General features: G+C 60.0%; 24 protein-coding genes. 11 read left to right on the top strand and 13 right to left on the bottom strand.

The features are described from left to right. The first annotated feature begins 5 nt into the window (after positions 1–5). Positions 6–1904, top strand: coding sequence for a sulfate adenylyltransferase subunit CysN (cysN, locus tag AB4N85_RS26130; protein WP_073473760.1), 1899 nt, complete (start codon positions 6–8; stop codon positions 1902–1904). 216 nt (positions 1905–2120) lie between these two features. Here the strand turns inward: cysN and AB4N85_RS26135 are convergent, their stop codons facing one another. Genes AB4N85_RS26135 through AB4N85_RS26145 form a run of 3 tightly spaced genes read right to left on the bottom strand, consistent with a single transcriptional unit; the run spans position 2121 to position 5504 of the window. Continuing rightward, positions 2121–3026, bottom strand: coding sequence for an acyltransferase (locus tag AB4N85_RS26135; RefSeq protein ID WP_236169719.1), 906 nt, complete (start codon positions 3024–3026; stop codon positions 2121–2123). Next, positions 3027–5126 (bottom strand): phosphate acetyltransferase, encoded by a 2100-nt coding sequence (gene pta, locus AB4N85_RS26140; protein ID WP_024011632.1) that lies wholly within the window; start codon positions 5124–5126, stop codon positions 3027–3029. 51 nt (positions 5127–5177) lie between these two features. Next, positions 5178–5504 (bottom strand): DUF3565 domain-containing protein, encoded by a 327-nt coding sequence (locus AB4N85_RS26145; protein WP_082530248.1) that lies wholly within the window; start codon positions 5502–5504, stop codon positions 5178–5180. Here AB4N85_RS26145 and AB4N85_RS26150 point away from each other — a divergent pair. The 3 genes from AB4N85_RS26150 to AB4N85_RS26160 all read left to right on the top strand — a co-directional run bounded on the left by AB4N85_RS26150 (position 5473) and on the right by AB4N85_RS26160 (position 7880). Then, entirely contained in the window at positions 5473–5958 is a 486-nt protein-coding gene (locus AB4N85_RS26150) for an FKBP-type peptidyl-prolyl cis-trans isomerase (RefSeq protein WP_056782966.1), read from the top strand. The two genes, AB4N85_RS26145 and AB4N85_RS26150, sit on opposite strands and share 32 nt — an antisense overlap. A 123-nt stretch (positions 5959–6081) precedes the next feature. Continuing rightward, the gene (locus AB4N85_RS26155) at positions 6082–6564 is read left to right on the top strand and encodes a glutathione peroxidase (protein WP_252868811.1); all 483 of its coding nucleotides are present in this window, start codon (positions 6082–6084) and stop codon (positions 6562–6564) included. Positions 6565–6776: 212 nt separating this feature from the next. Then, positions 6777–7880, top strand: coding sequence for an NADH:flavin oxidoreductase (locus AB4N85_RS26160; RefSeq protein WP_252868812.1), 1104 nt, complete (start codon positions 6777–6779; stop codon positions 7878–7880). Between the two features lie 127 nt (positions 7881–8007). Here AB4N85_RS26160 and AB4N85_RS26165 read toward each other — a convergent pair whose 3' ends face one another. Next, positions 8008–9207 (bottom strand): glycosyltransferase family 4 protein, encoded by a 1200-nt coding sequence (locus AB4N85_RS26165; protein WP_252868813.1) that lies wholly within the window; start codon positions 9205–9207, stop codon positions 8008–8010. A gap of 40 nt (positions 9208–9247) precedes the next feature. Beyond that, positions 9248–10000: a sulfate transporter CysZ gene (cysZ, locus tag AB4N85_RS26170; RefSeq protein WP_038861129.1), complete on the bottom strand. Its 753-nt coding sequence runs from the start codon at positions 9998–10000 to the stop codon at positions 9248–9250. Between the two features lie 313 nt (positions 10001–10313). Between cysZ and trxB the strand changes: the two genes are divergently transcribed. Next, positions 10314–11276 carry a thioredoxin-disulfide reductase gene (trxB, locus tag AB4N85_RS26175; RefSeq protein ID WP_016771656.1) on the top strand — a complete coding sequence of 321 codons (963 nt, stop codon included), beginning with the start codon at positions 10314–10316 and terminating at the stop codon, positions 11274–11276. A 189-nt stretch (positions 11277–11465) separates the two neighbouring features. On the opposite strand, the gene AB4N85_RS26180 is transcribed toward trxB, so the two are convergent. From AB4N85_RS26180 to AB4N85_RS26200, 5 genes are all read right to left on the bottom strand, one after another. Beyond that, on the bottom strand, positions 11466–11804 hold the full coding sequence (locus tag AB4N85_RS26180; protein WP_039759326.1) for a HopJ type III effector protein: 339 nt from the start codon (positions 11802–11804) through the stop codon (positions 11466–11468). Beyond that, the gene (locus AB4N85_RS26185; protein WP_056782977.1) at positions 11797–12093 is read right to left on the bottom strand and encodes a DUF1244 domain-containing protein; all 297 of its coding nucleotides are present in this window, start codon (positions 12091–12093) and stop codon (positions 11797–11799) included. The genes AB4N85_RS26180 and AB4N85_RS26185 overlap by 8 nt, the downstream gene beginning before the upstream one ends. Before the next feature lie 96 nt (positions 12094–12189). Beyond that, on the bottom strand, positions 12190–12561 hold the full coding sequence (gene folX / locus AB4N85_RS26190; RefSeq protein ID WP_016771653.1) for a dihydroneopterin triphosphate 2'-epimerase: 372 nt from the start codon (positions 12559–12561) through the stop codon (positions 12190–12192). A 72-nt stretch (positions 12562–12633) separates the two neighbouring features. Continuing rightward, positions 12634–13344 (bottom strand): dihydromonapterin reductase, encoded by a 711-nt coding sequence (gene folM / locus AB4N85_RS26195; protein WP_252868814.1) that lies wholly within the window; start codon positions 13342–13344, stop codon positions 12634–12636. 58 nt (positions 13345–13402) lie between these two features. Beyond that, positions 13403–13972, bottom strand: coding sequence for an antibiotic biosynthesis monooxygenase (locus AB4N85_RS26200; protein ID WP_041477999.1), 570 nt, complete (start codon positions 13970–13972; stop codon positions 13403–13405). A 211-nt stretch (positions 13973–14183) separates the two neighbouring features. Between AB4N85_RS26200 and AB4N85_RS26205 the strand changes: the two genes are divergently transcribed. Beyond that, the gene (locus AB4N85_RS26205; protein ID WP_252869532.1) at positions 14184–15143 is read left to right on the top strand and encodes a MerR family transcriptional regulator; all 960 of its coding nucleotides are present in this window, start codon (positions 14184–14186) and stop codon (positions 15141–15143) included. A 3-nt stretch (positions 15144–15146) separates the two neighbouring features. Here the strand turns inward: AB4N85_RS26205 and AB4N85_RS26210 are convergent, their stop codons facing one another. Together AB4N85_RS26210 and AB4N85_RS26215 are read right to left on the bottom strand one after the other, a co-directional pair. Next, a complete protein-coding gene (locus AB4N85_RS26210) occupies positions 15147–15752 on the bottom strand; it encodes a hypothetical protein (protein WP_024011639.1) in 606 nt (201 codons plus the stop codon). 54 nt (positions 15753–15806) lie between these two features. Continuing rightward, positions 15807–16283: a PAS domain-containing protein gene (locus tag AB4N85_RS26215; RefSeq protein ID WP_236169714.1), complete on the bottom strand. Its 477-nt coding sequence runs from the start codon at positions 16281–16283 to the stop codon at positions 15807–15809. Between the two features lie 154 nt (positions 16284–16437). Here AB4N85_RS26215 and AB4N85_RS26220 point away from each other — a divergent pair, with 154 nt between their 5' ends. From AB4N85_RS26220 to AB4N85_RS26235, 4 genes are all read left to right on the top strand, one after another. After that, positions 16438–16893 carry a flavodoxin gene (locus AB4N85_RS26220; protein WP_236169713.1) on the top strand — a complete coding sequence of 152 codons (456 nt, stop codon included), beginning with the start codon at positions 16438–16440 and terminating at the stop codon, positions 16891–16893. A gap of 175 nt (positions 16894–17068) precedes the next feature. Beyond that, a complete protein-coding gene (locus AB4N85_RS26225; protein WP_041478002.1) occupies positions 17069–17851 on the top strand; it encodes a class II aldolase/adducin family protein in 783 nt (260 codons plus the stop codon). Further along, entirely contained in the window at positions 17851–18753 is a 903-nt protein-coding gene (locus AB4N85_RS26230; RefSeq protein ID WP_236169712.1) for an alpha/beta fold hydrolase, read from the top strand. The genes AB4N85_RS26225 and AB4N85_RS26230 overlap by 1 nt, the downstream gene beginning before the upstream one ends. A 152-nt stretch (positions 18754–18905) precedes the next feature. Next, positions 18906–19817 carry an SDR family oxidoreductase gene (locus tag AB4N85_RS26235; RefSeq protein WP_041478004.1) on the top strand — a complete coding sequence of 304 codons (912 nt, stop codon included), beginning with the start codon at positions 18906–18908 and terminating at the stop codon, positions 19815–19817. A gap of 255 nt (positions 19818–20072) precedes the next feature. On the opposite strand, the gene AB4N85_RS26240 is transcribed toward AB4N85_RS26235, so the two are convergent. Next, a complete protein-coding gene (locus AB4N85_RS26240; RefSeq protein ID WP_460066440.1) occupies positions 20073–21209 on the bottom strand; it encodes an S-type pyocin domain-containing protein in 1137 nt (378 codons plus the stop codon). 646 nt (positions 21210–21855) lie between these two features. Between AB4N85_RS26240 and AB4N85_RS26245 the strand changes: the two genes are divergently transcribed. Then, positions 21856–23649 carry a DUF1302 domain-containing protein gene (locus AB4N85_RS26245; RefSeq protein ID WP_252868816.1) on the top strand — a complete coding sequence of 598 codons (1794 nt, stop codon included), beginning with the start codon at positions 21856–21858 and terminating at the stop codon, positions 23647–23649. Positions 23650–23672: the final 23 nt, after the last annotated feature.

Consider the following 23672-nt stretch of genomic DNA (forward strand, 5'->3'; position numbering starts at 1 on the left):
CTGTCATGTCGCATGTTTCTGATTTGATCAGCGAGGACATCCTCGCCTACCTGGGCCAGCACGAACGTAAAGAGCTGCTGCGCTTTTTGACCTGCGGTAACGTCGACGACGGCAAGAGCACCCTGATCGGGCGCCTGCTGCACGACTCGAAGATGATCTACGAAGATCACCTCGAAGCGATCACCCGCGATTCGAAGAAAGTCGGCACCACCGGTGACGACATCGACCTGGCATTGCTGGTCGACGGGCTGCAGGCCGAGCGTGAGCAGGGCATCACCATTGATGTCGCTTACCGCTATTTCTCCACCGCCAAGCGCAAATTCATCATCGCCGACACCCCCGGCCATGAGCAGTACACCCGCAACATGGCCACCGGTGCGTCCACCTGTGACCTGGCGATCATTCTGGTCGACGCCCGTTACGGCGTGCAGACCCAGACCCGTCGTCACAGCTTCATTGCTTCGTTGCTGGGTATCAAACACATCGTCGTCGCCATCAACAAGATGGACTTGAAGGACTTTGACGAAGGCGTGTTCGAGTCGATCAAGGCCGACTATCTGAAGTTCGCCGAAGGCTTGAAGATGAAGCCGACCAGCATGCACTTCGTGCCGATGTCTGCCCTTAAAGGCGACAACGTGGTGAACAAGTCCGAGCGCTCGCCGTGGTACACCGGCCAGTCGCTGATGGAAATCCTCGAGACTGTGGAAGTGGCGGGCGATCGCAACTTCACCGATCTGCGTTTCCCGGTGCAGTACGTCAACCGTCCGAACCTGAATTTCCGTGGTTTCGCCGGCACCCTGGCCAGCGGCATCGTGCACAAGGGCGATGAAGTCGTGGTGCTGCCGTCGGGCAAGAGCAGCCGGGTGAAATCCATCGTCACCTTCGAAGGTGAACTGGAGCACGCCGGCCCAGGTCAGGCGGTAACCCTGACCATGGAAGACGAAATCGATATCTCCCGTGGCGACCTGTTGGTGCATGCCGACAACGTGCCACCGGTCACCGACAGCTTCGAAGCGATGCTGGTGTGGATGGCTGAAGAGCCGATGCTGCCGGGCAAGAAATACGACATCAAACGCGCCACCAGTTACGTGCCGGGCTCGATCGCCAGCATCGTCAACAAGGTCGACGTGAACACATTGGAAGAAGGCCCGGCGAGCGCGTTGCAGCTCAACGAAATCGGCAAGGTGAAGATCGCGCTCGACGCGCCGATCGCCCTCGACGGTTACGAAAGCAACCGCACCACCGGCGCATTCATCGTCATCGATCGCCTGACCAACGGCACCGTTGGCGCCGGCATGATCGTCGCTCAGCCAGTGGCCCATGGCACTGCAACCCACCACGGCAAATTGGCCCACGTGGCGACTGAAGAGCGTGCCCAGCGCTTCGGCCAGCAACCGGCCACCGTGCTGTTCAGCGGCCTGTCCGGCGCGGGTAAAAGCACCCTGGCGTATGCGGTCGAGCGCAAGCTGTTCGACATGGGCCGCGCGGTGTTTGTACTCGATGGCCAGAACCTGCGTCATGACTTGAACAAAGGTCTGCCACAGGATCGCGCCGGGCGTACCGAGAACTGGCGTCGAGCCGCCCACGTGGCGCGTCAGTTCAACGAAGCGGGGCTGCTGACCCTGGCCGCGTTCGTCGCGCCAAGTGCCGAAGGTCGCGAGCAGGCCAAGGAACTGATCGGCAAGGATCGCTTGCTGACGGTCTACGTGCAGGCCTCGCCGACCGTGTGCGCCGAGCGTGATCCGCAAGGGCTGTACGCTGCTGGCGGCGACAATATCCCGGGCGAATCCTTCCCGTACGACGTGCCGCTCAATGCCGATCTGGTGATCGACACGCAGTCGCTGAGTCTGGAAGAAAGCGTCAAGCAAGTGCTGGAGCTGTTGCGTCAGCGTGGCGCGATCTAAGGCAGAAGCAGCTACAAGCTTCTAGCTGCAAGCGGCAAGAAAAAGCCCGTCGATGAGTGATCATCGGCGGGCTTTTTTGTGCCGGGTGATCGTTCCCACGCGGAGCGTGGGAACGATCAACTGTGGGAGCGAGCCTGCTCGCGAATGCTTTATCTCATTCAACATCTTTGTATGCTGATCCACCGCTTTCGCGAGCAGGCTCGCTCCCACAGGGGTTTATTGGTGACCTGGATATTCGCGGTGCATCTGCTCCAGCAACGCATCCTTGTCCAGCCACAGCTGATTGATCCAGCCCTGAAACTGCAATCGATACTCGCCGTCCTGGTCGTAGTTCTTGCCGATGAAGGCCGGCGGGATTTTGATTTCTTCAAAATGCACCACCACATCGCGCACATTGCCGCAGAGCAAATCCCAGAACCCTGGACGCCCCGCTGGATAATGAATCGTCACGTTGACGATCGACTCCAGCTGTTCGCCCATCGCATCCAGCACAAAGGCGATCCCGCCGGCCTTGGGCTTGAGCAGGTATTTGAACGGTGACTGCTGCTGCGCATGCTTGCCTTCGGTGAAGCGTGTGCCTTCGACGAAGTTGAAAATCCCCACCGGGTTATGGCGGAATTTCGCGCAGGTCTTGCGCGTGGTTTCCAGGTCCTTGCCTTTCTTTTCCGGGTGTTTTTCCAGGTACGCCTTGGAGTAGCGCTTCATGAACGGAAAGCCCAGCGCCCACCAGGCCAGGCCAATCACCGGCACCCAGATCAGCTCCTGCTTGAGGAAAAACTTCAGCGGTTGAATCTTGCGGTTGAGCACGTATTGCAGCACCAGAATATCCACCCAGCTCTGGTGGTTGCTGGTGATCAGGTACGAGTGCTGATAGTCGAGGCCTTGCAGGCCGCTGACGTGCCAGCGGGTGCGCCGTACCAGATTCATCCAGCCCTTGTTGTTGCTGATCCACGCCTCGTGGGTGTGGCTCATCAGCCAACCGGCAATGCGCTGGGTAAAGGCAAACGGCAGGGCCTTGACCAGCGCCACACAGAACAGGAACGAGCACAGCAGAATCGTGTTGAGCGCCAACAGCAGCGAGGCGATCACGCCGCGCACGGGTGCGGGTAGAAAATCCAGCATTTATACATCCATAGGTCGGTTGGCGGCTTGAATCGCGGTGAGCGCGATGGTGTAGACGATGTCATCGACTTGCGCGCCGCGCGGCAGGTCGTTCACCGGTTTGCGCAGGCCTTGCAGCATCGGCCCGAGGCTGACGCAATCGGCGCTGCGCTGCACGGCTTTGTGCGTAGTGTTGCCGGTGTTCAGATCGGGGAACACAAACACCGTGGCGCGCCCGGCGACCTGACTGTTCGGCGCCAGTTGCCGCGCGACGTCGGCGTTGGCGGCGGCGTCGTACTGCAACGGGCCGTCGATCAGCAGCGAGTTTTGTTGCTCATGAGCCAGCAGGGTCGCCTCGCGGACTTTCTCGACTTCTTCACCGCGAGCCGATTCGCCGCTGGAGTAGCTGATCATCGCCACCCGTGGAGTGATACCGAATGCGGCTGCCGAGTCGGCGCTTTGCAGGGCGATCTCGGCCAGTTCCGCGGCGCTCGGGTGTGGATTCATCACGCAGTCGCCGTAGACCAGCACTTCTTCGGGGAACAGCATGAAGAATACCGACGACACCAGCGTGCAGCCCGGTGCGGTCTTGATCAATTGCAAGGCCGGGCGGATGGTGTTGGCGGTGGTGTTGATCACACCCGAAACCAGGCCGTCGACCTCATCCAGCGCAAGCATCATGGTGCCGATCACCACGGTGTCTTCCAGTTGCTGCTCGGCCATCGGTGCGTTGAGGCTTTTGCTTTTGCGCAGAGCGACCATCGGCTCGACGTAACGCTCGCGGATGTGGTCCGGGTCGAGAATTTCCAGACCCGGCGGCAGCACGATACCTTGCGCGCGGGCGACCGCTTCGACGTCTTCGGGCTTGGCCAACAGCACGCAGCGGGCGATCCCGCGTTCCTGACAGATCGCCGCCGCTTGCACGGTGAACGGCTCGCTGCCTTCGGGCAAGACGATGCGCTTGTTCGCCGCTTGCGCGCGCTGGATCAATTGATAGCGGAACACTGCCGGCGACAGGCGCATCTCCCGAGGCGTACCGCAGCGCTGATGCAGCCAGTTGGCGTCGAGGTGGCTGGCGACGAAATCGGTGATGATCTCCGCGCGCTCGCGGTCATCGATCGGGATTTCCTTGTTCAGGCCATTGAGCAGATTGGCGGTGTCGTACGAGCCGGTGCTCACCGACAACACCGGCAGACCGGCCTGCAACGCGCCCCGGCACAGATCCATGATGCGCGGGTCGGGCAGGGTGTCGCTGGTCAGCAGCAGGCCGGCCAGCGGCACGCCGTTGATCGCTGCGAGGCTGACGGCGAGGATGATGTCGTCGCGATCGCCCGGCGTCACCACCAGCACGCCGGGCTTGAGCAGCTCGACGGTGTTGCGCATGGTTCGTGCGCAAATGATGATTTTGCTCATGCGCCGGGTTTCGTAGTCGCCCGCGTTGAGCACTTGCGCGCCCATCAGGTCGGCGACGTCGCGGGTGCGTGGCGCATTGAGTTCCGGCTGAAACGGGATGCAGCCGAGCAAGCGGAAATCACCGCTGCGCAGCAACGGCGAATGCTCCTTCAGACGCGTGGCGAAGGCGTCCATGCTCTCGTCGGTCTTGACCTTGTTGAGGATCACCCCGAGGACTTTCGGATCTTTCGGGCCACCGAACAATTGAGCCTGAAGCTCGACACGGCCAGAAAGCTCGGCGAGCACTTCGTTTTCCGGCGCCGAGACCAGAATCACCTCGGCATCCAGACTTTTGGCCAGGTGCAGATTGACCCGTGCGGCGTAACTGGCGCTGCGGGTCGGCACCATACCTTCGACCACCAGCACGTCTTTGCCGACCGCCGCTTGCTGATACAGGGCGATGATTTCTTCGAGCAGTTCGTCGAGCTGACCGTCGCCGAGCATGCGTTCAACGTGCGCCAGGCCTAACGGCTGCGGCGGTTTCAGACCGTGGGTGCGCGCCACCAGTTCGGTGGATCGCTCAGGGCCGGTGTCGCCGGGGTGCGGCTGGGCGATCGGTTTGAAGAAGCCGACTTTCAGCCCGGCGCGTTCAAGCGTGCGCACCAGCCCGAGGCTGATGGAGGTCAGACCCACGCCAAAATCGGTGGGGGCGATAAAAAAAGTTTGCATGGGAATTCTCTATGCAAGGGTGTCAGCCTATGTCTGGCCGACTACCGAAATTCAGTCGCCAAGGTTATCGCTAACCGAGCCTTGTGCACACCAACCGCAGGCAAAGGGTTGACCTGTTTTTTCAATACGTTGCGCCGGATCCAGGACCCAGGCGCGGGTTTGCCACGGCGGCTGGTGGCGCAGGTGCTGGGTGTGGCCACAGGAAAGCTCGACCACCCAATGGCCATCTTCGTCCTGATGAAAGCCGGTGATGGTCGAAACCCGTTTGTCCGGGTTGTGGTCGCTTTCACGCGATTGCTTCGCTAAACTTGGCCTTTCTATATTCTTATGCAAAAGGTCTCGCCCCATGCTGATCGCCGCCAATAAGGCTGTCTCCATCGACTATACCCTGACCAACGACGCTGGTGAGGTCATCGACAGCTCCGCCGGCGGCGCTCCGCTGGTTTACCTGCAAGGTGCAGGCAACATCATCCCGGGCCTGGAAAAAGCCCTGGAAGGCAAAGCTGTCGGCGACGAGCTGGAAGTGGCCGTTGAGCCGGAAGATGCTTACGGCGAATACGCCGCCGAGCTGGTCAGCACCCTGAGCCGCAGCATGTTCGAAGGCGTTGACGAGCTGGAAGTCGGCATGCAGTTCCACGCTTCGGCGCCGGACGGCCAGATGCAGATCGTCACCATTCGTGACCTGGACGGCGACGACGTCACCGTTGATGGCAACCACCCTCTGGCCGGTCAGCGCCTGAACTTCAAGGTTAAGATCGTTGATATCCGTGACGCCAGCCAGGAAGAAATCGCTCATGGTCACGTCCATGGCGAAGGTGGCCATCACCACTGATTTTCTGCGCTAAGCTTCGAGTACTGGAGAGGCGCCTGTGGGCGCCTTTTTAGTCCGCGGCTGTCCTTGGTGGCCTCGCCAAGTGGCTGTTTCGAGTAGAACACGAGAATCCTGGAGTTCGGCATGAGTGCTTTTCACGACCTTAAGTTGACCGCCCTGGATGGTCAGGAGCTACCGCTGGCGCCGTTCAAGGGCCAAGTCGTGCTGGTGGTCAACGTGGCCTCCAAATGCGGCTTGACCCCCCAGTACGCGGCACTGGAAAACCTCTACCAGCAATACAAGGCCAAAGGCTTCACTGTGCTGGGCCTGCCGTGCAACCAGTTTGCCGGTCAAGAGCCAGGCTCGGAAAAGGAAATCCAGGAATTCTGCAGCCTCAACTATGGCGTGACGTTCCCGTTGGCGAGCAAACTCGAAGTCAACGGCCACGAACGGCATCAGTTGTATCGCCTGCTGGCGGGCGAGGGCGCCGAGTTTCCCGGCGACATCACCTGGAATTTCGAGAAGTTTCTGCTCGGCAAGGACGGCCGGGTGCTGGCGCGGTTTTCGCCGCGCACGGCGCCGGATGATCCGACGATCGTGCATGCGATTGAAAAAGCGCTGAGCTGAAAAGTAGCATCAAAAGATCGCAGCCTTCGGCAGCTCCTACAGGGAGAACACCAATCTCGTGTAAGAGCTGCCGAAGGCTGCGATCTTTTGCTTTTCAATCTTTTGATCCTTAATCACCAAAATCAATAATGCTGTTCAGAGCTCTCGACTCTCAATATTATCGGCGTCATATCGATTCATGCCTGTCGCCAATGTTTTCGTGGAGCCTCTCGATGCCCGTTAAAGCCCTGTTCAAACCGTTCCACCTCGGCGCCCTCGAACTGCCGACCCGCGTCGTCATGGCGCCAATGACCCGCTCGTTCTCCCCGGGCGGCGTGCCGAATTCCAAAGTCATCGAGTACTACCGTCGTCGTGCGGCCGCCGGGGTTGGTCTGATCATCACTGAAGGCACCACGGTCGGCCACATCGCGTCCAATGGCTATCCAAACGTGCCGCAGTTTTTCGGTGAAGCGCCGCTGGCCGGCTGGAAAAAAGTTGTCGACGCCGTGCACGCCGAGGGCGGCAAGATCGTCCCGCAACTGTGGCATGTCGGCAGCGTACGCCGCCTCGGCACCGAGCCGGACGCCAGCGTGCCGGGCTACGGTCCGTCGGAAAAACTCAAGGACGGTCAGGTCGTGGTTCACGGCATGACCAAGCAGGACATCCAGGACGTGATCGCTGCGTTTGCCCAGGCTGCCAAAGATGCGCAAAGCATCGGCATGGACGGTGTGGAAATCCATGGCGCCCACGGCTATCTGATCGACCAGTTCTTCTGGGAAGGCAGCAATCAGCGCAGCGATGAATACGGTGGCAGCCTGGCCAACCGTTCGCGTTTTGCCATCGATTTGATTCAAGCAGTGCGCGCAGCTGTCGGTGAGGGTTTCCCGATCATCTTCCGCTTCTCGCAGTGGAAGCAGCAGGATTACACCGCGCGTCTGGTACAAACCCCCGAAGCGCTGGGCGAATTTCTCAAGCCGCTGTCCGACGCTGGCGTGGACATTTTCCACTGCTCGACCCGACGCTTCTGGGAGCCGGAGTTCGACGGTTCGGATCTGAACCTTGCTGGCTGGACCCGCAAGCTGACCGGCAAACCGACCATCACCGTGGGCAGCGTCGGCCTGGACGGCGAGTTCCTGCAGTTCATGGTCAACACCGACAAGGTCGCGCAACCGGCCAGCCTGGAAAATCTGCTGGAGCGTCTGGACAAAGAAGAGTTCGACCTGGTAGCAGTGGGCCGCGCGCTGCTGGTCGATCCGGACTGGGCGCAGAAAGTCCGTGAAGGACGTGAGCAGGATATTCTGCCGTTCAGTCGTGAGGCGTTGATGACCCTGGTTTAAGCGGCGCCAGTTCGACCTTTTCGCGAGCAGGCTCGCTCCCACCCTCTACTGCATTTCATATGAAGGAATGCGGTGCCCATGTGGGAGCGAGCCTGCTCGCGAACGCTGTTTCTATGTCGACGCAAATCTATGGTTGTGTCTGAGCCCCAGGCACCACCAACTCCCCCACACAAGCCCCCCGCAAATACCCCTCGAATTGCTCGATAATCGCCGCCCAGCCCTGGCGACTGCCATGCTGCCGCGCATTCAGCCGCACACAACGCAACCGTTCATCTTCCTCCAGCAACCACGCCGCCGCTTCGCAAAACGCCTGCTCATCGCCGGGCATTGCCGAAACGCCGTTGTAGCCATGGCGAATATGCTGCGCCGCCGCTGCCTGGTCATAAGCAATAACGCCAAGTCCCGAAGCCAGGGCTTCCAGCACCACATTGCCGAAAGTTTCGGTGAGGCTGGGAAATACAAACAGATCCCCTGAGGCATAGTGCGCCGCCAGTACTTCACCCCGCTGCGCGCCGCAGAAGATCGCTTCCGGCAATTCTTTTTCCAGCGCCGAACGCTGCGGGCCGTCACCGACCACGATCAGCTTCAGATGGCGCTGTGGATAAGTCTCACACAGGGTTTCAAAGCAGCGTTTGAGCAGGCCCAGATTTTTCTCCGGGGCGAGCCTTCCTACGTGGATGACCGCGATATCCGTGTCAGAGAGCCCCCATTGCTCACGCAACGCGCTCTGACGTTTGCTCGGATGAAACAACTGGCTGTCCACACCCCGCGACAACAACGCCAGCCGCTCGAAATGCCGCCGCTCCAACTCCAGGCGCTGACTGGCGCTCGGCACTAAAGTCATTGCCGAACGATTGTGAAACCAGCGCAGGTAGTGGGTAAGCATCCGCGTCAGCAGACCGAGGCCGTACTGGCTGGTGTATTGCTGGAAGTTGGTGTGAAAGCCGCTCACCACCGCAATCCCCAGGCGCCGTGCGGCACGCAGTGCCGACAATCCCAGCGGGCCTTCCGTGGCGATGTACAGCACATCGGGGCGCTGGCGTTTCCAGCGCCGCAGCAGTTTATGCATCGACGACTGGCCCCATTGCAGCCCCGGATAGCCCGGCAGCGGCCATCCGCGACACAGCAACAGTGCATCGTCTTCGCTGCGTTGTGGATCACCGGCCTGGCGCGGGCGCACCAGCTCCACCTGATGCCCTCGTGCGCGCAAACCCTCGCACAAGCGGCCAAGGGTATTGGCCACGCCGTTGATTTCCGGTGGGAAGGTTTCGCTGATGAGGGTGATATGTAGAGCTGTCGTCATGACCTCAGTGTCGGCTGAGGCCATGTCGAGCTTGTTACGATCGGATGATGGATTTGTGACGCGGTCAGTGCTGTATCACCAGGTTTTCGGCGCCACGTTCGCGCACCCAGAACAATGTCGCTCCGGCCACCGCCGCTGGCATCATCAGGATGTTCACCACGGGAATCAGCAACACCAGATAAACGATCCCGCCAAAACTCATGCTCTGCCAGCGCTTCTGCCGCAGCCAGGCCAGCATCTCGTTCCAGCCGAGTTTGTGGTTGTCCGCCGGGTAGTCGATGTACTGGATGGCCATCATCCACACGCCGAACAGCAGCCATAACGGCGCGGCGACGATATTTACCACCGGGATGAACGAAAGGATGAACAGGCCAATGGCGCGCGGCAGGAAGTAGCCGAGCTTGCGCATTTCCCGGGAGAGGGTGCGCGGGATCATCGCGATCAGTTCGCCCCAGCTGAACGCCGGGAAATCATCGGTGCCGCGCACCACCACTTCAACTTTTTCCGCGAGGAAACCGTTGAACGGTGCGGCAATGATGTTGGCGAGCATGGTGAAGGTGAAAAACACCATCAAGGCCACGAGGACCACGAACAGCGGCCAGAGGATATAGCTGAGGAAACTCAGCCATTCAGGCAACGAGGGCATCAGCGTGTCGACCCACAGGCTGAACTGGTGGCCGGCCAGATAGATCAATCCGACGAACAGCACCAGGTTGATAGCCAGCGGCAACAACACGAACAGGCGCAGGCCAGGGCTCAGGACCAGTTTGAGGCCTTCGCGCAGGTATTGCGGGCCTGACAGAACAGGGGCGGGCATAAGGTGCTCCGAAGCAAGGGAAAACGCGCCGACGTTACCGGCTTTGCCACAGCGGCGAAAGCGCGGCAGAGCAATCGACATTCACTGTAACAAAGAGGTCTATCTCGTCAGCGTCTCGGCATAGAGACCACCTATGAGCTGGATTGTTAAACCGTATTTCCTTAATCTTGCCCCCCTCGATACGCTGCACCCAACTTTTTACAGGACTGTCGAGTTCAAGCCTTCCCCAAGGTGTCCACGGTCCTTTTTTATTCCGCCGGCCGTCCGGCGTCCGCGCCAGATTTTTTCATGGCCGGCCAACAGGAGCAGATTCATGTCTGAAGTCCGTCATTCGCGAGTGATCATTCTCGGTTCCGGCCCCGCCGGCTACAGCGCTGCGGTCTACGCGGCCCGCGCCAACCTCAAGCCACTGCTGATCACCGGCATGCAGGCTGGCGGTCAACTGACTACCACCACCGAAGTCGACAACTGGCCGGGCGATGTCCACGGCCTGACCGGTCCGGTGCTGATGGAGCGCATGCGTGAGCACGCCGAGCGTTTTGAAACCGAGATCGTGTTCGATCACATCAACGCCGTGGACTTCGCAGCCAAGCCTTACACCCTGACCGGCGACAGCGCCGTCTATACCTGCGATGCACTGATCATCGCCACCGGCGCCAGTGCGCGTTACCTGGGCCTGCCGTCGGAAGAAGCGTTCATGGGCAAAGGCGTGTCGGCCTGCGCGACCTGCGACGGTTTCTTCTACCGCAACAAGCCGGTCGCCGTGGTTGGCGGTGGCAACACCGCTGTCGAAGAAGCGCTGTACCTGGCCAACATCGCCAGCACAGTGACCCTGATCCACCGTCGCGAAACCTTCCGCGCCGAGAAGATCCTGATCGACAAGCTCAACGCTCGTGTGGCTGAAGGCAAGATCATTCTCAAGTTGAACGCCAACCTGGACGAAGTCCTCGGCGACAACATGGGCGTGACCGGTGCGCGCCTGCGCAACAACGATGGCAGCTTCGACGAGATCAAAGTCGACGGCGTGTTCATCGCCATCGGCCACACCCCGAACACTTCGCTGTTCGAAGGTCAGTTGACGCTCAAAGACGGTTACCTGGTTGTGCAGGGCGGCCGTGAAGGCAATGCGACGGCCACCAGCGTCGAAGGCATCTTCGCTGCCGGTGACGTGGCTGACCACGTTTACCGTCAGGCCATCACCTCGGCCGGCGCCGGTTGCATGGCGGCACTGGACACCGAGCGTTACCTGGACGGCTTGCAGAACGCCACGTTCTAAGACCGCAGGGCATAAAAAAAACCGGCCAGATTGGCCGGTTTTTTTGTGCCCGAGATTCGCAGTCGCCACGCATCCAGTGTGGGAGCGAGCCTGCTCGCGAAGCGGTGTATCAGTCGACATCTTCGATGAATGTCAGTCCGTCTTCGCGAGCAGGCTCGCTCCCACAGGGGGTATGTGTGGCTGTTGGGATCAGCGGCGGTTCAGGGGTTGGGCGCTGAATTTCACCCCGGCCAGGCCGTGCTTGATCAACGCGCGGATATTGCCGTGATCGCTGCCCTCGGGCGTCGCCAGCACCGAACGGTAATGCTCGCCGAACGCCAGCAGCGCTTCTTCATCGCTCAAGCCTTCCAGCAGTGCCAGACCCAGGGTCTTGCACGAGCCTTCATTCTGGCCGGCAGCGTTTTCCACGCCGCCGTTGTTGAACGCTTGAGGCTGGTAGTCGTAACCGGCGGCGATGAACGCCAGGGTGTCGGCGAAAGCATGCTCGCCACTCTTGAGGCTGGCGCGCAGGGTATTCAGATCAGTCATTGGGTTTTCCTTTGGCAAACGCTGCTTGCTGCTCGGCGCTGGCTTCTTGCTGGTATTGGGCTTTCCACTCGGCGTAGGGCATGCCGTACACCACTTCGCGGGCGTCATCGAGGCTGACCTCGATCTGACGTTGGTCGGCTTCGGCCTTGTACCATTTCGACAAGCAGTTGCGGCAGAACCCGGCGAGGTTCATCAGGTCGATGTTCTGCACGTCCTTGCGGCTGTCGAGGTGAGCGACCAGTCGGCGAAAGGCGGCGGCTTCGAGTTCCAGGCGTTGTTGATCAGTCATGGGGGGTCTCTTCGAGACAGCTTCAAGCGGCAAGCTTCAAGCTGCAAGATGGGTGTCTGTGAGCAAAGTTTACAGCTTGCGGCTTGAGGCTTGAAGCTAGCGGCTCGCTGCGAGCGTAATCGATACCGATTCGGCGAAGCGCAGCGCGTGGGGCTTGTCGACTTCGACTTCGGCGTACAGCACCGATGCATTGGTCATCACCAGGTCGAGCAATTCCTGAGTCAGGCGTTCGAGCAGCGCGAAGCGGTTGCCTTCGACGTGGGCGATGATTGCCTTGGTGATGGTGCGGTAATTCAGCGCGTGGTCGATGTCGTTGTCACGCACCGCTTCCTGAGCCGCGTACAGAATGGTCAGGTTGATCAGCACATCCTGCTTGTTGAGGATTTCGTCCTCGTTGATGCCGATAAAGGTGCGCAGGCGCAGATCCTTGACCCGGATGCGCGCCATTCCCGGTTGAAGTTGTGGCATTGATTTGCTCCGTCCAGTCTATTGCAGGCGTTCTGGTGGATCTTACTCGACTCGCGGCCGAAGCGGGACGGCCTATTTGACGTGCCGGCCGCCGTTGACGGTCAGGGTCGTGCCGGTGACATAGGGATTGTCGAGCAGATAGCGCAGGCTCTGATAGATCACCTCGCTGCCCGGCTCGATACCCAGCGCGGACTTGGCCAGCGCCTTGCTGCGGTAGGCGGCGTCATCGTCGGGGTTGAACAATAGCAGCGCCGGAGCGATGCCGTTGACCTTGATGGCGGGCGCAAAGCGCGCGGCAAACGACAGGGTCAGACTGTCGAGCCCGGCCTTGCTGGCGCAATAACCGATGTGCTTGCTGCTGCCCTTGCGGGTGACGTCGTCGCTGATGTGAATGATGTCGGCAGGTGTCGAGCGTTGCAGCAACCCGGCGCAGTGCAGGTTGATCAGGTAAGGCGCGAGCATGTGAATGTTGAACATGCGATTGAAGGCTTGTGCTTCGCTGCCCTGGGTTTCCGCCAGCCATTCGGAGGCGTTGTGCACAATCGCGCGCAAACTGTCGGTGTGCGCTTTCAGTGAATCAATGAAGGCCAGTATTCCTGCCTCACTGGAAAAATCCGCGAACAGCGCTGTCGCGCCGAGATCGCGAAGGGCCTGTACGCCCGGTCGCTCGGTGCGGTAAGTGAAAATCAGCGGGTGGCCATCCTCGATCAAGCGCTGCGCGCAGTGCAAACCGACACGCTGGCCGGCGCCGGTGATGAGGATCGGGGCTGCGGAATCTGGCATGGGCGGCTCGCATCGCGGTTGAAGCGAAAACTATAACAGGCTCGCCGCCCGCTGCGGATCAGCGATTCTGCGCCGACGGTGCGCCAGCCAATGGCCTCGTCGGCGTGCTGTTCAACCAGTTCGCCAGCAGACGCGTCGACAACGGGATGAAGAAATACACCATCAGCGGCGTCAGGCACGCCGTGCCGATCAAGATGCGCGGCAACAGGCTCAGCTCAGCGAGCAGCGGGCCGAGGGCAAAGTTGAATATCAGCGACACCGGAAAAAACGCCAGCCAGATCGCCACGGCCTGTTTCCAGCGCGGCGGGCGTTGGCCGGCAGCACCAAACCAGCCTTCAATGCCGCTGACCCGGTGCTCTTTGGGATGTTCGAAAAGATCGCTGCCACGATTCAGCCAGGCGGTACGCGACGCCGAGTATTCCCACGCGTGCAGGGTCTGCTCATCGACAAAGCGGAAGATAATCTGGAATTCGTTGTCACCGGGCGGTGGCGCGAGGACGCCGGAGCCGAGGTAGCCGGGGAAGTCGGTGGCCAGTTGCTCGCCTTCGCGCAACCAGGCGATAAGATCGTGATAACGGCCATCGGCGACGCGACGCGCTACCATTAGCGTGACGGGGGAAGTAGACATTTTGTATCTCCGTATTTCGAGTGCGTCGTTCCGGGTAAGAACTTCGCCTGACGCAGGCCGGGGTAGAGGCTTGCGCTTTACAACAAGCAAGGATTATTCCTGATTTTGTCGATTAAACCAGCCACATTCGTCGTAGATCACTACTTGAAGGTTTCCAGTCCATCATGTTTAAAATGGGATCCAATGAACCGACATGGAAGTTGACCGCCAGATGCCTGTAAACACGGACACTCGCCCGGCTTCAACAGCACTCGGCACGATCGAGCGCGAAGAGCTTTTTCCCATCCGCGAAGTGGCGCGCCTGACTGGCGTCAACCCGGTGACCCTGCGTGCCTGGGAGCGCCGTTACGGACTCATCCAGCCGACGCGCACCGAAAGCGGGCATCGTTTGTATTCAATGAACGATATCGAGCGCGTGCGCAGCATTGTCGACTGGATCGATCGCGGCGTGGCCGTGAGCAAAGTCGGCAAGATCCTGGCGAAAACAGAGCCTCTGAAGGTGCTGGCAAACTTCATCCCCGATGACCATGTGCAGGCCGATTACAAGCAATGGCAGGAGCAGGTTCAGCAGGCGGTCAGTGCGTTCGACGATCAGCAGCTGGATCGCGTCTACGGGCAGATTTTCTCGTCGTACGCGCTGCCGGTGGTGTTCGAAGCCATTCTGATGCCGTTGTGGCGTCAACTGCTGCAGCGCCAGGACGCTTTCGGGCAAACCAGCGAATGGTTGTTTCTCGACGGATTTCTCAGGGTGCGTGTACTGCAGCGCATTGTCATGTTGCGGGGTGCGCAACCGCGTCGGGTGATTGTCAGCGCGCTCGCGGGGCAGTGCAGAGAGCTGGAGTTGCTGGTCGCGGCGTTGTTTCTCAGCGGCAACGACTCTGGCGTGCGGGTGCTGACCACGGGCCAGCCGTTCGATGAATTGACGCTGGTCTGCGAAAAGGTCAAGCCTGACGCACTTGTGTTGTTTTCCAATCATGCCCCCGCCCCAGAGCTGCCCCGGCGCCTGAATCGTCTGGCACTGAGCCTCGATTGCCAATTGATGCTGGCCGGCGATGCCTCGGAACTGGCCGAAGACAGTCTGGCCGGCTCATCCGTTGCATGTCTGGGTAACGAGGGCGCAACAATGCGTCAACGCATGAAGCAATTCATGGCAGGCAAGCTGGATACCTGAGACTCAGGCGTGCAGGGCGGGGTGGGTCAGGCGATGCTGTTGCAGGATGAACTGGCGCAAGCGCTCGGTTTCGTCGGCATCGGTCTGGCTCAGTTCGTAAGCGAAGAAACCTTGCTCGGTTTCACGCTCGAAATGGCCGCGCAACGAGATGCGCTCATAACCGGAAGGGCTGAACCATAGGGCGAAATGTTTCGGTGGTTTGGTCTTGTTGCGCACTTCCAGCAACACACCTTTGTGCGACACCTCGTGCACCCACAGCGTGCCGGGCTGGCCTTTGGCGTTTTCCAATGCCACCGGCTCTTCCAATACCAGGCGCCACGGCCGCACCATCGGGCCGTCTTCATAGATGCTCGGCACCCCGAGACGCAGATGCAGCGCGTGGAACTCGTCTTCCACCAGATGCAGCGGGAAGGTCATCTGCTGATTTTCGAAGTTGGCCTGGATCGTCACCTGCTCGTGAGCAGCCAGACGTGTCAGCAGGTCACGGATCTGCGAACCACCATTAACCAGCAGACTCGACGTTGCATCCCGCACGTTCAGTTGCGGGTTGTGCTGCATTGTCTGGATGAAATCCAGCTCGTCCTGGGTGAGGAGGGCGTCGCGCTGCATGGCTAACTCGAAGTGAATAGTTACAAAGTCATTGGTGATTGTAGTTAATGACCGTCAGTTCGCGGTTTTGTTTGCGCCGTTCGTCGCTTTGAGTGCCGCCAGCTCGCTTTGCAGCGCCGCCACTTGTGCTTCCAGCTGTGCAACGCGCTGCTGCGCCTTGACCTGAAGCGTTACATCCTTCTGCACGCCGATGAAATAAGTCTGCCCGTCCTCGGCATTCTTTACCGTCGACAATGACAATTCGTTCCAGAACGGCGTGCCATCCTTGCGGTAGTTGCGCAGAACCTCACGACACGAGCCGCCTTCGCGCAATGTGTCGCGAATCGGTTGCAGACTGAGTTGATCACGGTCCCCAGCCTGGAGGAAACGACAGTCCTGATAAAGGATCTCTTCGCTGCTATAACCGGTCATGCGCTCAAAGGCGGGGTTGACGTAGATAAGAATGTTATCTCGATCACCTTCCTTTTCGGCGACGACGATTCCTTCGTTTGAAGCATTGATCACCATTTGCAGCAGACGGGCGTTGATCATCCGAGAATCCCTTCCGTTATGTCAGTGGCAGGCATTCTAGAAGAAAGCCGCGGACTGTCTATAGGCCATCAGCTTCCATTGAGAGCCAATCGCAACTTCGCAGCATGGGCTGTTACTATCGCGGCTCTTTTTTTTCAGTTCCAGGATCAGATTGATGAAAGTCGCCATCCTCTCAGGTTCAGTCTACGGCACCGCCGAAGAAGTCGCCCGCCACGCTCAGGACCTGCTGAAAGCCGCCGGCTTTGAAACCTTCTACAACTCGCGGGCCGCGCTGGCCGATATTCAGGCGTTCGCTCCTGAGGCTCTTTTGGCCGTCACTTCGACCACTGGCATGGGCGAGCTGCCGGACAACCTGCAACCGTTGTATTCGATGCTGCGCGATCAGTTGCCTGCTTCGTTGCGGGGCCTGCCCGGCGCGGTGATTGCCCTCGGTGATGCCAGCTATGGCGACACCTTCTGCGGCGGTGGCGAGCAGATGCGCGAACTGTTTGCCGAACTGGGCGTAAACGAGGTTCAGGAAATGTTGCGCATCGACGCCAGCGAAAGCGTCACGCCGGAAACCGATGCCGAGCCGTGGCTGGCGCAGTTGATCGAAGCGCTCAAGGGCTGATTGCGGGCAATAATCGCTGCACCTTATAAGCGTTGTTGCATTGCAACGGATCCAGGCTGTTTGCCCGGCTGACTCGTTCAGTCATCAAGCTGGCTGCCAATGCAACTACGCGATGCCCTGCGCCTGACTAGACTGCTGACACGAGCAGAACAAGAAGAACGCAGAGGTGCATACAGTGAGCGTAGCCCCCGTCCAATCGTCGCCGAACGTCAAAGATCAGGTCAGCGCTGCCGAGTGGCAGACCCGCGTTGATCTTGCCGCCTGTTACCGTCTGGTCGCGCTGCACGGCTGGGACGATCTGATCTTCACGCATATCTCGGCCAAGGTGCCCGGCACTGAAGATTTCCTGATCAATCCGTTTGGCCTGATGTTCCACGAGATTACCGCCTCAAGCCTGGTGAAAGTCGATCAGGCCGGCAACAAACTCATGGACAGCCCCTACGAAATCAACCCCGCCGGCTACACCATTCACAGCGCCGTCCACGAAGTGCGCCACGATGTGGTTTGCGTGCTGCATACGCACACTGCGTCAGGCGTTGCAGTGTCGGCGCAAAGGCAGGGGGTGTTGCCGATCAGTCAACAGTCGTTGTTCGTGTTGTCGAGCCTGGCCTATCACGCCTACGAGGGCGTGGCCCTGAATCATGAAGAAAAGGCGCGCCTGCAAGCCGATCTTGGCGACAACAGTTTCCTCATGCTGCACAACCACGGTCTGCTCACCTGCGGCGGGACTATCGCCGACACTTTTCTGATGATGTTCACTTTCCAGCGGGCCTGCGACATTCAGGTCATGGCGCAGACTGGAGGGACCGAACTGATCGCCATCGAACCGCAGATTCTCGCCGGCGCCAAAGCGATGATTGCCGGCGTCACCAAGAGCGCGCAGGGCATGGGCGGCGCGCTGGCGTGGCCGGCGCTGCTGCGCAAACTCGACCTGCAGGATCCGGGGTATAAATTCTAATGCCACTTGCCGAGATTCCTTTGTGTGTCTGGCGCAAGCGCAGCCGGACTTTTGTCTTTCGTGGCCAGTCGATCCGCTACTGGACAGTCGGGCAGGGTGAACCGTTGCTGTTGATTCACGGTTTCCCCACCGCCAGTTGGGATTGGCATTACCTGTGGCAGCCACTGGCCCAGCGTTATCAGGTGATCGCCTGCGATATGCTCGGTTTCGGCGATTCGGCAAAACCGCGCAATCACACCTATAGCCTGCTGGAACAGGCCGATCTGCAACAGGCACTGCTCGCCCATCTGCAGGTTGAACAAGCGGTGCATATTCTTGCCCACGACTATGGCGACAGCGTCGCTCAGGAACTGCTCGCGCGGCACTACGAAAAGCGCATCGAAGTCGCCAGTTGCGTGTTCCTCAACGGCGGGCTGTTTCCGGAAACCCATCGTCCGCTGCTGATGCAGAAACTGCTGCTCAGCCCGATTGGCTGGCTGCTTGGTCGCGCATTCAGTCGTGAGGCGTTGGTCAAAGGTTTCCGGCAGATCTTCGGCCCGCAGACCCAGCCAAGTGAAAGCGAGCTGGATGATTACTGGAGTCTGGTCGACAGCAACCACGGCCCGCGCATCCTGCATAAATTGATCACTTACATTCCCGAGCGCCGGGTGCAACGTGAGCGCTGGGTGACGGCCATGCAGCAGGGTGACATTCCCTTGCGGGTGATCGATGGCGCATTTGACCCGATCTCCGGCGTGCACATGGTCGAGCGATATCGCGAACTGATCCCTGATGCAGACACCGTGCTCTTACCCGGCATTGGCCACTATCCGCAAACCGAGGCGCCGGTGCTGGTACTCAAGCACTATCTGGCGTTCCGCGATCGTCTGGTATTGCCTCCGCGCAAAGTGGCGTACTCCTGATTCTCGCCGAGAGCACGGGCTCTCGGCGTCCTGACACTCGATCATCCCTCAGCCTTATCGCGCACCATTCAGCCGCAGCCGTGTTCGTTGTGACCCAAAGCGCCGTGCCTGACACTCGGGGCAATATCCCTTGGCCTGCTGGAGTTGCCGCGATGAATGAACCTGTGCGTTTCGAAGATAAAGTCGTGATAGTGACCGGCGCCGGTGGCGGCCTCGGTCGTGCGCATGCGCTGCTGTTCGCCAGACAGGGCGCCAAAGTGCTGGTCAACGATCTCGGTGGCTCGACGCAGGGCGAGGGCGCCAACGCTTCGGCTGCCGACCGCGTAGTGGCGCAAATCCGCGAGGCCGGCGGTATTGCCGAAGCCAACCACGACTCGGTGACTGACGGCGACAAACTGGTACAGAACGCCCTTGATGCCTTCGGCCGCGTCGACGTCGTAGTCAACAACGCCGGGATCCTGCGCGACAAGTCGTTTCACAAGATGGACGACGCCGACTGGGATCTGGTCTATCGCGTCCACGTCGAAGGCGCCTACAAGGTTACCCGTGCCGCCTGGCCGCATCTGCGCGAGCAAAACTACGGTCGCGTGATTTTCACTGCGTCGACTTCAGGCATCTATGGCAATTTCGGTCAGTCCAACTACGGCATGGCCAAACTCGGGCTTTACGGGTTGACCCGAACGCTGGCGATCGAAGGGCGCAAGAACAACATTCTGGTCAACGCCATCGCCCCGACCGGCGGCACGCGCATGACCGAGGGCCTGATCCCGCCGCAAGTATTCGAGCAACTGAAGCCGGAACTGGTCAGCCCGCTGGTGGTGTATCTGGCCAGCGAGCAATGCCAGGAAACGTCCGGCCTGTTCGAAGTCGGCGGCGGCTGGATGGGCAAGGTGCGCTGGGAACGCAGCCTCGGTGCCGGCTTCGATCCGCGCGAAGGGTTCTCGCCAGAAGACGTCGCGGCGCACTGGCAGCAGATTTGTGATTTCGAAGGGGCGGCGCATCCGAAGGACAATATTGAAGCATTGAAGGAAATGATGGCGAATTTGCAGAAGTATTCGATTTGAAGTTAACGGAGCCACCAACCCTCGCGGCGGGTGGCTCCAGTTTTCAAATGTATCTTTTTTCTGTCATGAACTTGGGCGGCTTCCAGTTAGGTCCTTTGATAGCGAGGCCCTTTTCCCCCTCCAGCAAAATCCCGGCAGCGAAGAGCCGAGAGTACGACGCTTCCAGGGTCCCATACTCGTTGATCAGGTCTCGATTGTGGCGTCTGATCATCATGTCCAGATGTGGCGTGGCCTGAAGTAACGCGAACACAGTGACTATGTCATTTCATCTCCAGTCTCGTCTGGGTTGAAACCACGCCCGCTGTGCTTTCCCTTTTCGGTTGCTCCCTCATAAGGACTGCTGAACACCACATAAAGCGGCTCTATCCCCGAATCGGCTGGAAAAACGATGATGAATCGATCCCAGCGTTCGACCAGGATCGGGTTCAGATCCAGCCGCCCTTCAATCGGAACAACGGAAGCGCCGGAATAGGCGGGCGAACCGGTATCCGCTATTGGCAAGGCGGTCGATTGGTCACCCGGTGTGTTAGCGGGTGTCCAGGTCAGCAAGTCGGTGGGCGAGTCCGATAGCGCGATCTTGTATAAGTCGTTGACCAGATCGTATGCGGCATTGAGAACCAGCACACTTGAGCGAATATGGAAGTCATCGCTCATAGCGACGAACACTTGCGTGCCAGCCCCGAGTCGCCTGACCCCTAGCCCGACCTGCATCTCCAAAGTGCCCTGCCGGTCTGCGATTTCACGCAGCGACTCGGCCGGCTCGGACGACAACTCGGCCAGTGGAACGCTCATGGCGAAGCGTTCGCCGTTGCCCAGAGGTGACGGCATCAACAGCGCTGCGAATCCCATCAGTACCGGACTGCCGAGCAGCGCCGTGCCCGTCGCTGTCAGGGTCGCTTTTGCCGTACGTAACGCATTGAGTATTCCCGCCGAGGTGGCCGGGCTGAGCGGGACGGCTGTCGAAGCGAAAGAAACGGCCGGGCCGTTGCGGGCCACTGCTCCATAAGCCGGAAAGACATGCTTGCGTTCCTCCTGTAACCGAGCCTGTTCTGCCGCATTGGCCAGCGCCGCTGCTTCAGCTTTGGCTCGTGCCTCGGCCTGGGCGATTTTCAACGCAGCCAGCCGCTCTTTCTCCCGAGCTTCAGCCTCAGCATTCAGGCGCGCGGTCTCAGCCGCCAGTCGAGCCTGTTCGGCATCCCGACGCTGTTTCTCCGCCAACGCGGCCAGACGCGCCTGTTCGCGTACGCGGATTTCTTCCTGCTCCCGGCGCACCGCTTCGGCAATGTCACGCTGGCGCGGATCCAGTTCTAACGGTGGAGGCTTTGGCATATTCATATCCTTGTGAATGTGCGTTTTCACTCGCTCGAAAGTGCGCACGGGTGGCGATGACATCCGTGTCACCAGCGAATGGTTGAGGTGTTTCAAGTTACATCAGAGTGGCGGTAATCAAATCCGAGAAGCCCGTCGGTAACAGGGCGTTATGTCGAAAGGGTTTTCGCGGGTTTTCATCGATGCAGAGGGAATTCGTCCGAGCTTCGAAGAAATGTCTGACGCGCTGATCGGAAGCGCTCCCGAACCGCTAACCAGCCTTTTTAAACGCCCATAAAAAAGGCCGCTGCAAACGCAGCGGCCAAGGTAAGACGTTGGATCAAGGAGCTACAAATCAACGTCAGTGAACACCGGGGCGGTAAACCGAAAACATCGATTTATCCAGAATCTGTAGCCAGTCGCTCGCGATTCAGCGTGGCGAGCTTGGCGCTTTGCGGCGTGTGCCGGGGAAGCGCGCTCAGAATAAGGTCTCAAGCCTGTAGGAAAAATACCGATTCCAGACATGCACTGTTACGGGGCGCGCAACAGTGGCGTGCGCATGGATGGCGCTGATGACGCGCTATCCAGCCAGTCCATGAACCGCCCCAGGCCCCGCCGTACATGGCCATTCATCCTTTCGAGCGACAACGCAAATACCTCCTTGGTGCGCTTATCGACCGCTTCACCCGGCAGTAGGGTGGGGCCTTCTGTCACTCACCGGGGAAGACGCATGACAAAAACAACAATGCGCGCCATCTTCACACCGCAGGCGCTGGCCGCTGCGGTGGCTCTGGGTTGCTGCGCCCAGGCGCACGCGGTCGCCTTCAACATCGGCGAAATCGAAGGCACCTTCGACTCGTCACTTTCGGTCGGCGCGAGCTGGGGCCTGCGCGATGCCGACAGTTCGCTGGTCGGCACGGTCAATGGCGGCAGCGGACAATCGTCCACCGGTGATGACGGGCGCCTGAATTTCAAGAAGGGCGAAACCTTCTCGAAGATCTTCAAGGGCATCCATGACCTCGAACTGAAGTACGGTGATACCGGCGTGTTCGTGCGGGGCAAATACTGGTACGACTTCGAACTCAAGGACGAAGACCGCGAGTTCAAACAGATCAGCGACAGCGGCCGCAAGGAAGGCGCCAAGTCTTCCGGCGCGCAGATCCTCGATGCCTTCGTCTATCACAACTACGCCATCGCCGATTTGCCCGGCACCGTGCGGGCCGGCAAGCAGGTGGTGAGCTGGGGTGAAAGTACCTTCATCGGCAACTCGATCAACAGCATCAACCCGGTCGACGTCTCGGCATTCCGCCGTCCCGGTGCCGAGATCAAGGAAGGCCTGATTCCGGTGAACATGCTGTTTGGCTCGCAGAGCCTGACCGACAAACTCTCGGTCGAAGGCTTCTACCAACTGGAGTGGGACCAGACCGTTCTCGACAACTGCGGCACGTTCTTCGGCGTTGACGTGGCGGCGGACGGTTGCAACAACGGCTACACCGTCGGCAGCCCAGCGGTGGCGCCACTGGTGCCGCTGACCACTGCGTTCGGCCAAGGCATCCAGGTCACCCGGGAGGGCGTGGTGATCCCCCGTGGCGGTGATCGCGATGCGCGCGATTCCGGGCAGTGGGGTACGGCGCTGCGCTGGCTCGGCGACGACACCGAGTACGGCCTCTACTTCATGAACTACCACAGCCGTACGCCGACGGTCGGCACCACCACGGCGGGGCTGTCGACACTGGCGGCGTTGCCAGGCATGGTCGGCATTGCCAACGGCCTCGCGCCCGGCAGTGGTGCAGGGCTGGCGCAAAGCGTGATGCTCGGGCGCGGTCAGTATTACCTCGAATATCCGGAAGACATTCGTCTGTACGGCGCGAGTTTCTCCACCACGCTGCCCACCGGCACCGCGTGGACCGGCGAGGTCAGCTACCGGCCGAACGCGCCGGTGCAGGTCAACACCAACGACCTGACCCTGGCGCTGGTCAACCCGATTGCCGGCGGCACCGCATCGCCACTCGCTACTTCGCCGGGTGCGGACAACAAAGGCTACCGGCGCAAGGAAGTCACGCAGATCCAGAGCACCCTCACACACTTCTTCGATCAGGTGCTCGGCGCCGAACGTTTGACTGTGGTCGGCGAAGCGGCGGTGGTGCATGTCGGTGGTCTGGAGTCCCGCAGTGAGCTGCGTTACGGCCGTGATTCGGTCTACGGTCAGTACGGATTCGGCGGCGATACCGACGGCTTCGTCACCTCGACTTCGTGGGGCTATCGCGCCCGGGCGATTCTCGATTACGCCAACGTCATCGGCGGGATCAACCTCAAGCCCAACCTGTCGTGGTCCCATGACGTCGCCGGTTACGGCCCCAACGGTCTGTTCAACGAAGGTGCGAAAGCCATCAGCTTCGGCGTCGATGCCGACTACCGCAACACCTACACCGCAAGCCTGAGTTACACCGACTTTTTCGGTGGCGACTACAACGTCCTCGAAGACCGTGACTTCGTGGCCCTGAGCTTCGGCGTGAACTTCTGATCTGCCCGAGAAGGATGACTGCA

This window comes from Pseudomonas sp. H1_G08, assembly GCF_054681355.1.

Bases quoted from the DNA above. Each gene is read 5' to 3' on its own strand.
- cysN (WP_073473760.1), top strand. From the start codon at position 6: ATGTCGCATGTTTCTGATTTGATCAGCGAGGACATCCTCGCCTACCTG.
- AB4N85_RS26135 (WP_236169719.1), bottom strand. From the start codon at position 3,026: ATGCTGGATTTTCTACCCGCACCCGTGCGCGGCGTGATCGCCTCGCTG.
- pta (WP_024011632.1), bottom strand. From the start codon at position 5,126: ATGCAAACTTTTTTTATCGCCCCCACCGATTTTGGCGTGGGTCTGACC.
- AB4N85_RS26150 (WP_056782966.1), top strand. From the start codon at position 5,473: ATGCTGATCGCCGCCAATAAGGCTGTCTCCATCGACTATACCCTGACC.
- AB4N85_RS26145 (WP_082530248.1), bottom strand. From the start codon at position 5,504: ATGGAGACAGCCTTATTGGCGGCGATCAGCATGGGGCGAGACCTTTTG.
- AB4N85_RS26155 (WP_252868811.1), top strand. From the start codon at position 6,082: ATGAGTGCTTTTCACGACCTTAAGTTGACCGCCCTGGATGGTCAGGAG.
- AB4N85_RS26160 (WP_252868812.1), top strand. From the start codon at position 6,777: ATGCCCGTTAAAGCCCTGTTCAAACCGTTCCACCTCGGCGCCCTCGAA.
- AB4N85_RS26165 (WP_252868813.1), bottom strand. From the start codon at position 9,207: ATGGCCTCAGCCGACACTGAGGTCATGACGACAGCTCTACATATCACC.
- cysZ (WP_038861129.1), bottom strand. From the start codon at position 10,000: ATGCCCGCCCCTGTTCTGTCAGGCCCGCAATACCTGCGCGAAGGCCTC.
- trxB (WP_016771656.1), top strand. From the start codon at position 10,314: ATGTCTGAAGTCCGTCATTCGCGAGTGATCATTCTCGGTTCCGGCCCC.
- AB4N85_RS26180 (WP_039759326.1), bottom strand. From the start codon at position 11,804: ATGACTGATCTGAATACCCTGCGCGCCAGCCTCAAGAGTGGCGAGCAT.
- AB4N85_RS26185 (WP_056782977.1), bottom strand. From the start codon at position 12,093: ATGACTGATCAACAACGCCTGGAACTCGAAGCCGCCGCCTTTCGCCGA.
- folX (WP_016771653.1), bottom strand. From the start codon at position 12,561: ATGCCACAACTTCAACCGGGAATGGCGCGCATCCGGGTCAAGGATCTG.
- folM (WP_252868814.1), bottom strand. From the start codon at position 13,344: ATGCCAGATTCCGCAGCCCCGATCCTCATCACCGGCGCCGGCCAGCGT.
- AB4N85_RS26200 (WP_041477999.1), bottom strand. From the start codon at position 13,972: ATGTCTACTTCCCCCGTCACGCTAATGGTAGCGCGTCGCGTCGCCGAT.
- AB4N85_RS26205 (WP_252869532.1), top strand. From the start codon at position 14,184: ATGCCTGTAAACACGGACACTCGCCCGGCTTCAACAGCACTCGGCACG.
- AB4N85_RS26210 (WP_024011639.1), bottom strand. From the start codon at position 15,752: ATGCAGCGCGACGCCCTCCTCACCCAGGACGAGCTGGATTTCATCCAG.
- AB4N85_RS26215 (WP_236169714.1), bottom strand. From the start codon at position 16,283: ATGATCAACGCCCGTCTGCTGCAAATGGTGATCAATGCTTCAAACGAA.
- AB4N85_RS26220 (WP_236169713.1), top strand. From the start codon at position 16,438: ATGAAAGTCGCCATCCTCTCAGGTTCAGTCTACGGCACCGCCGAAGAA.
- AB4N85_RS26230 (WP_236169712.1), top strand. From the start codon at position 17,851: ATGCCACTTGCCGAGATTCCTTTGTGTGTCTGGCGCAAGCGCAGCCGG.
- AB4N85_RS26235 (WP_041478004.1), top strand. From the start codon at position 18,906: ATGAATGAACCTGTGCGTTTCGAAGATAAAGTCGTGATAGTGACCGGC.
- AB4N85_RS26240 (WP_460066440.1), bottom strand. From the start codon at position 21,209: ATGTCATCGCCACCCGTGCGCACTTTCGAGCGAGTGAAAACGCACATT.
- AB4N85_RS26245 (WP_252868816.1), top strand. From the start codon at position 21,856: ATGACAAAAACAACAATGCGCGCCATCTTCACACCGCAGGCGCTGGCC.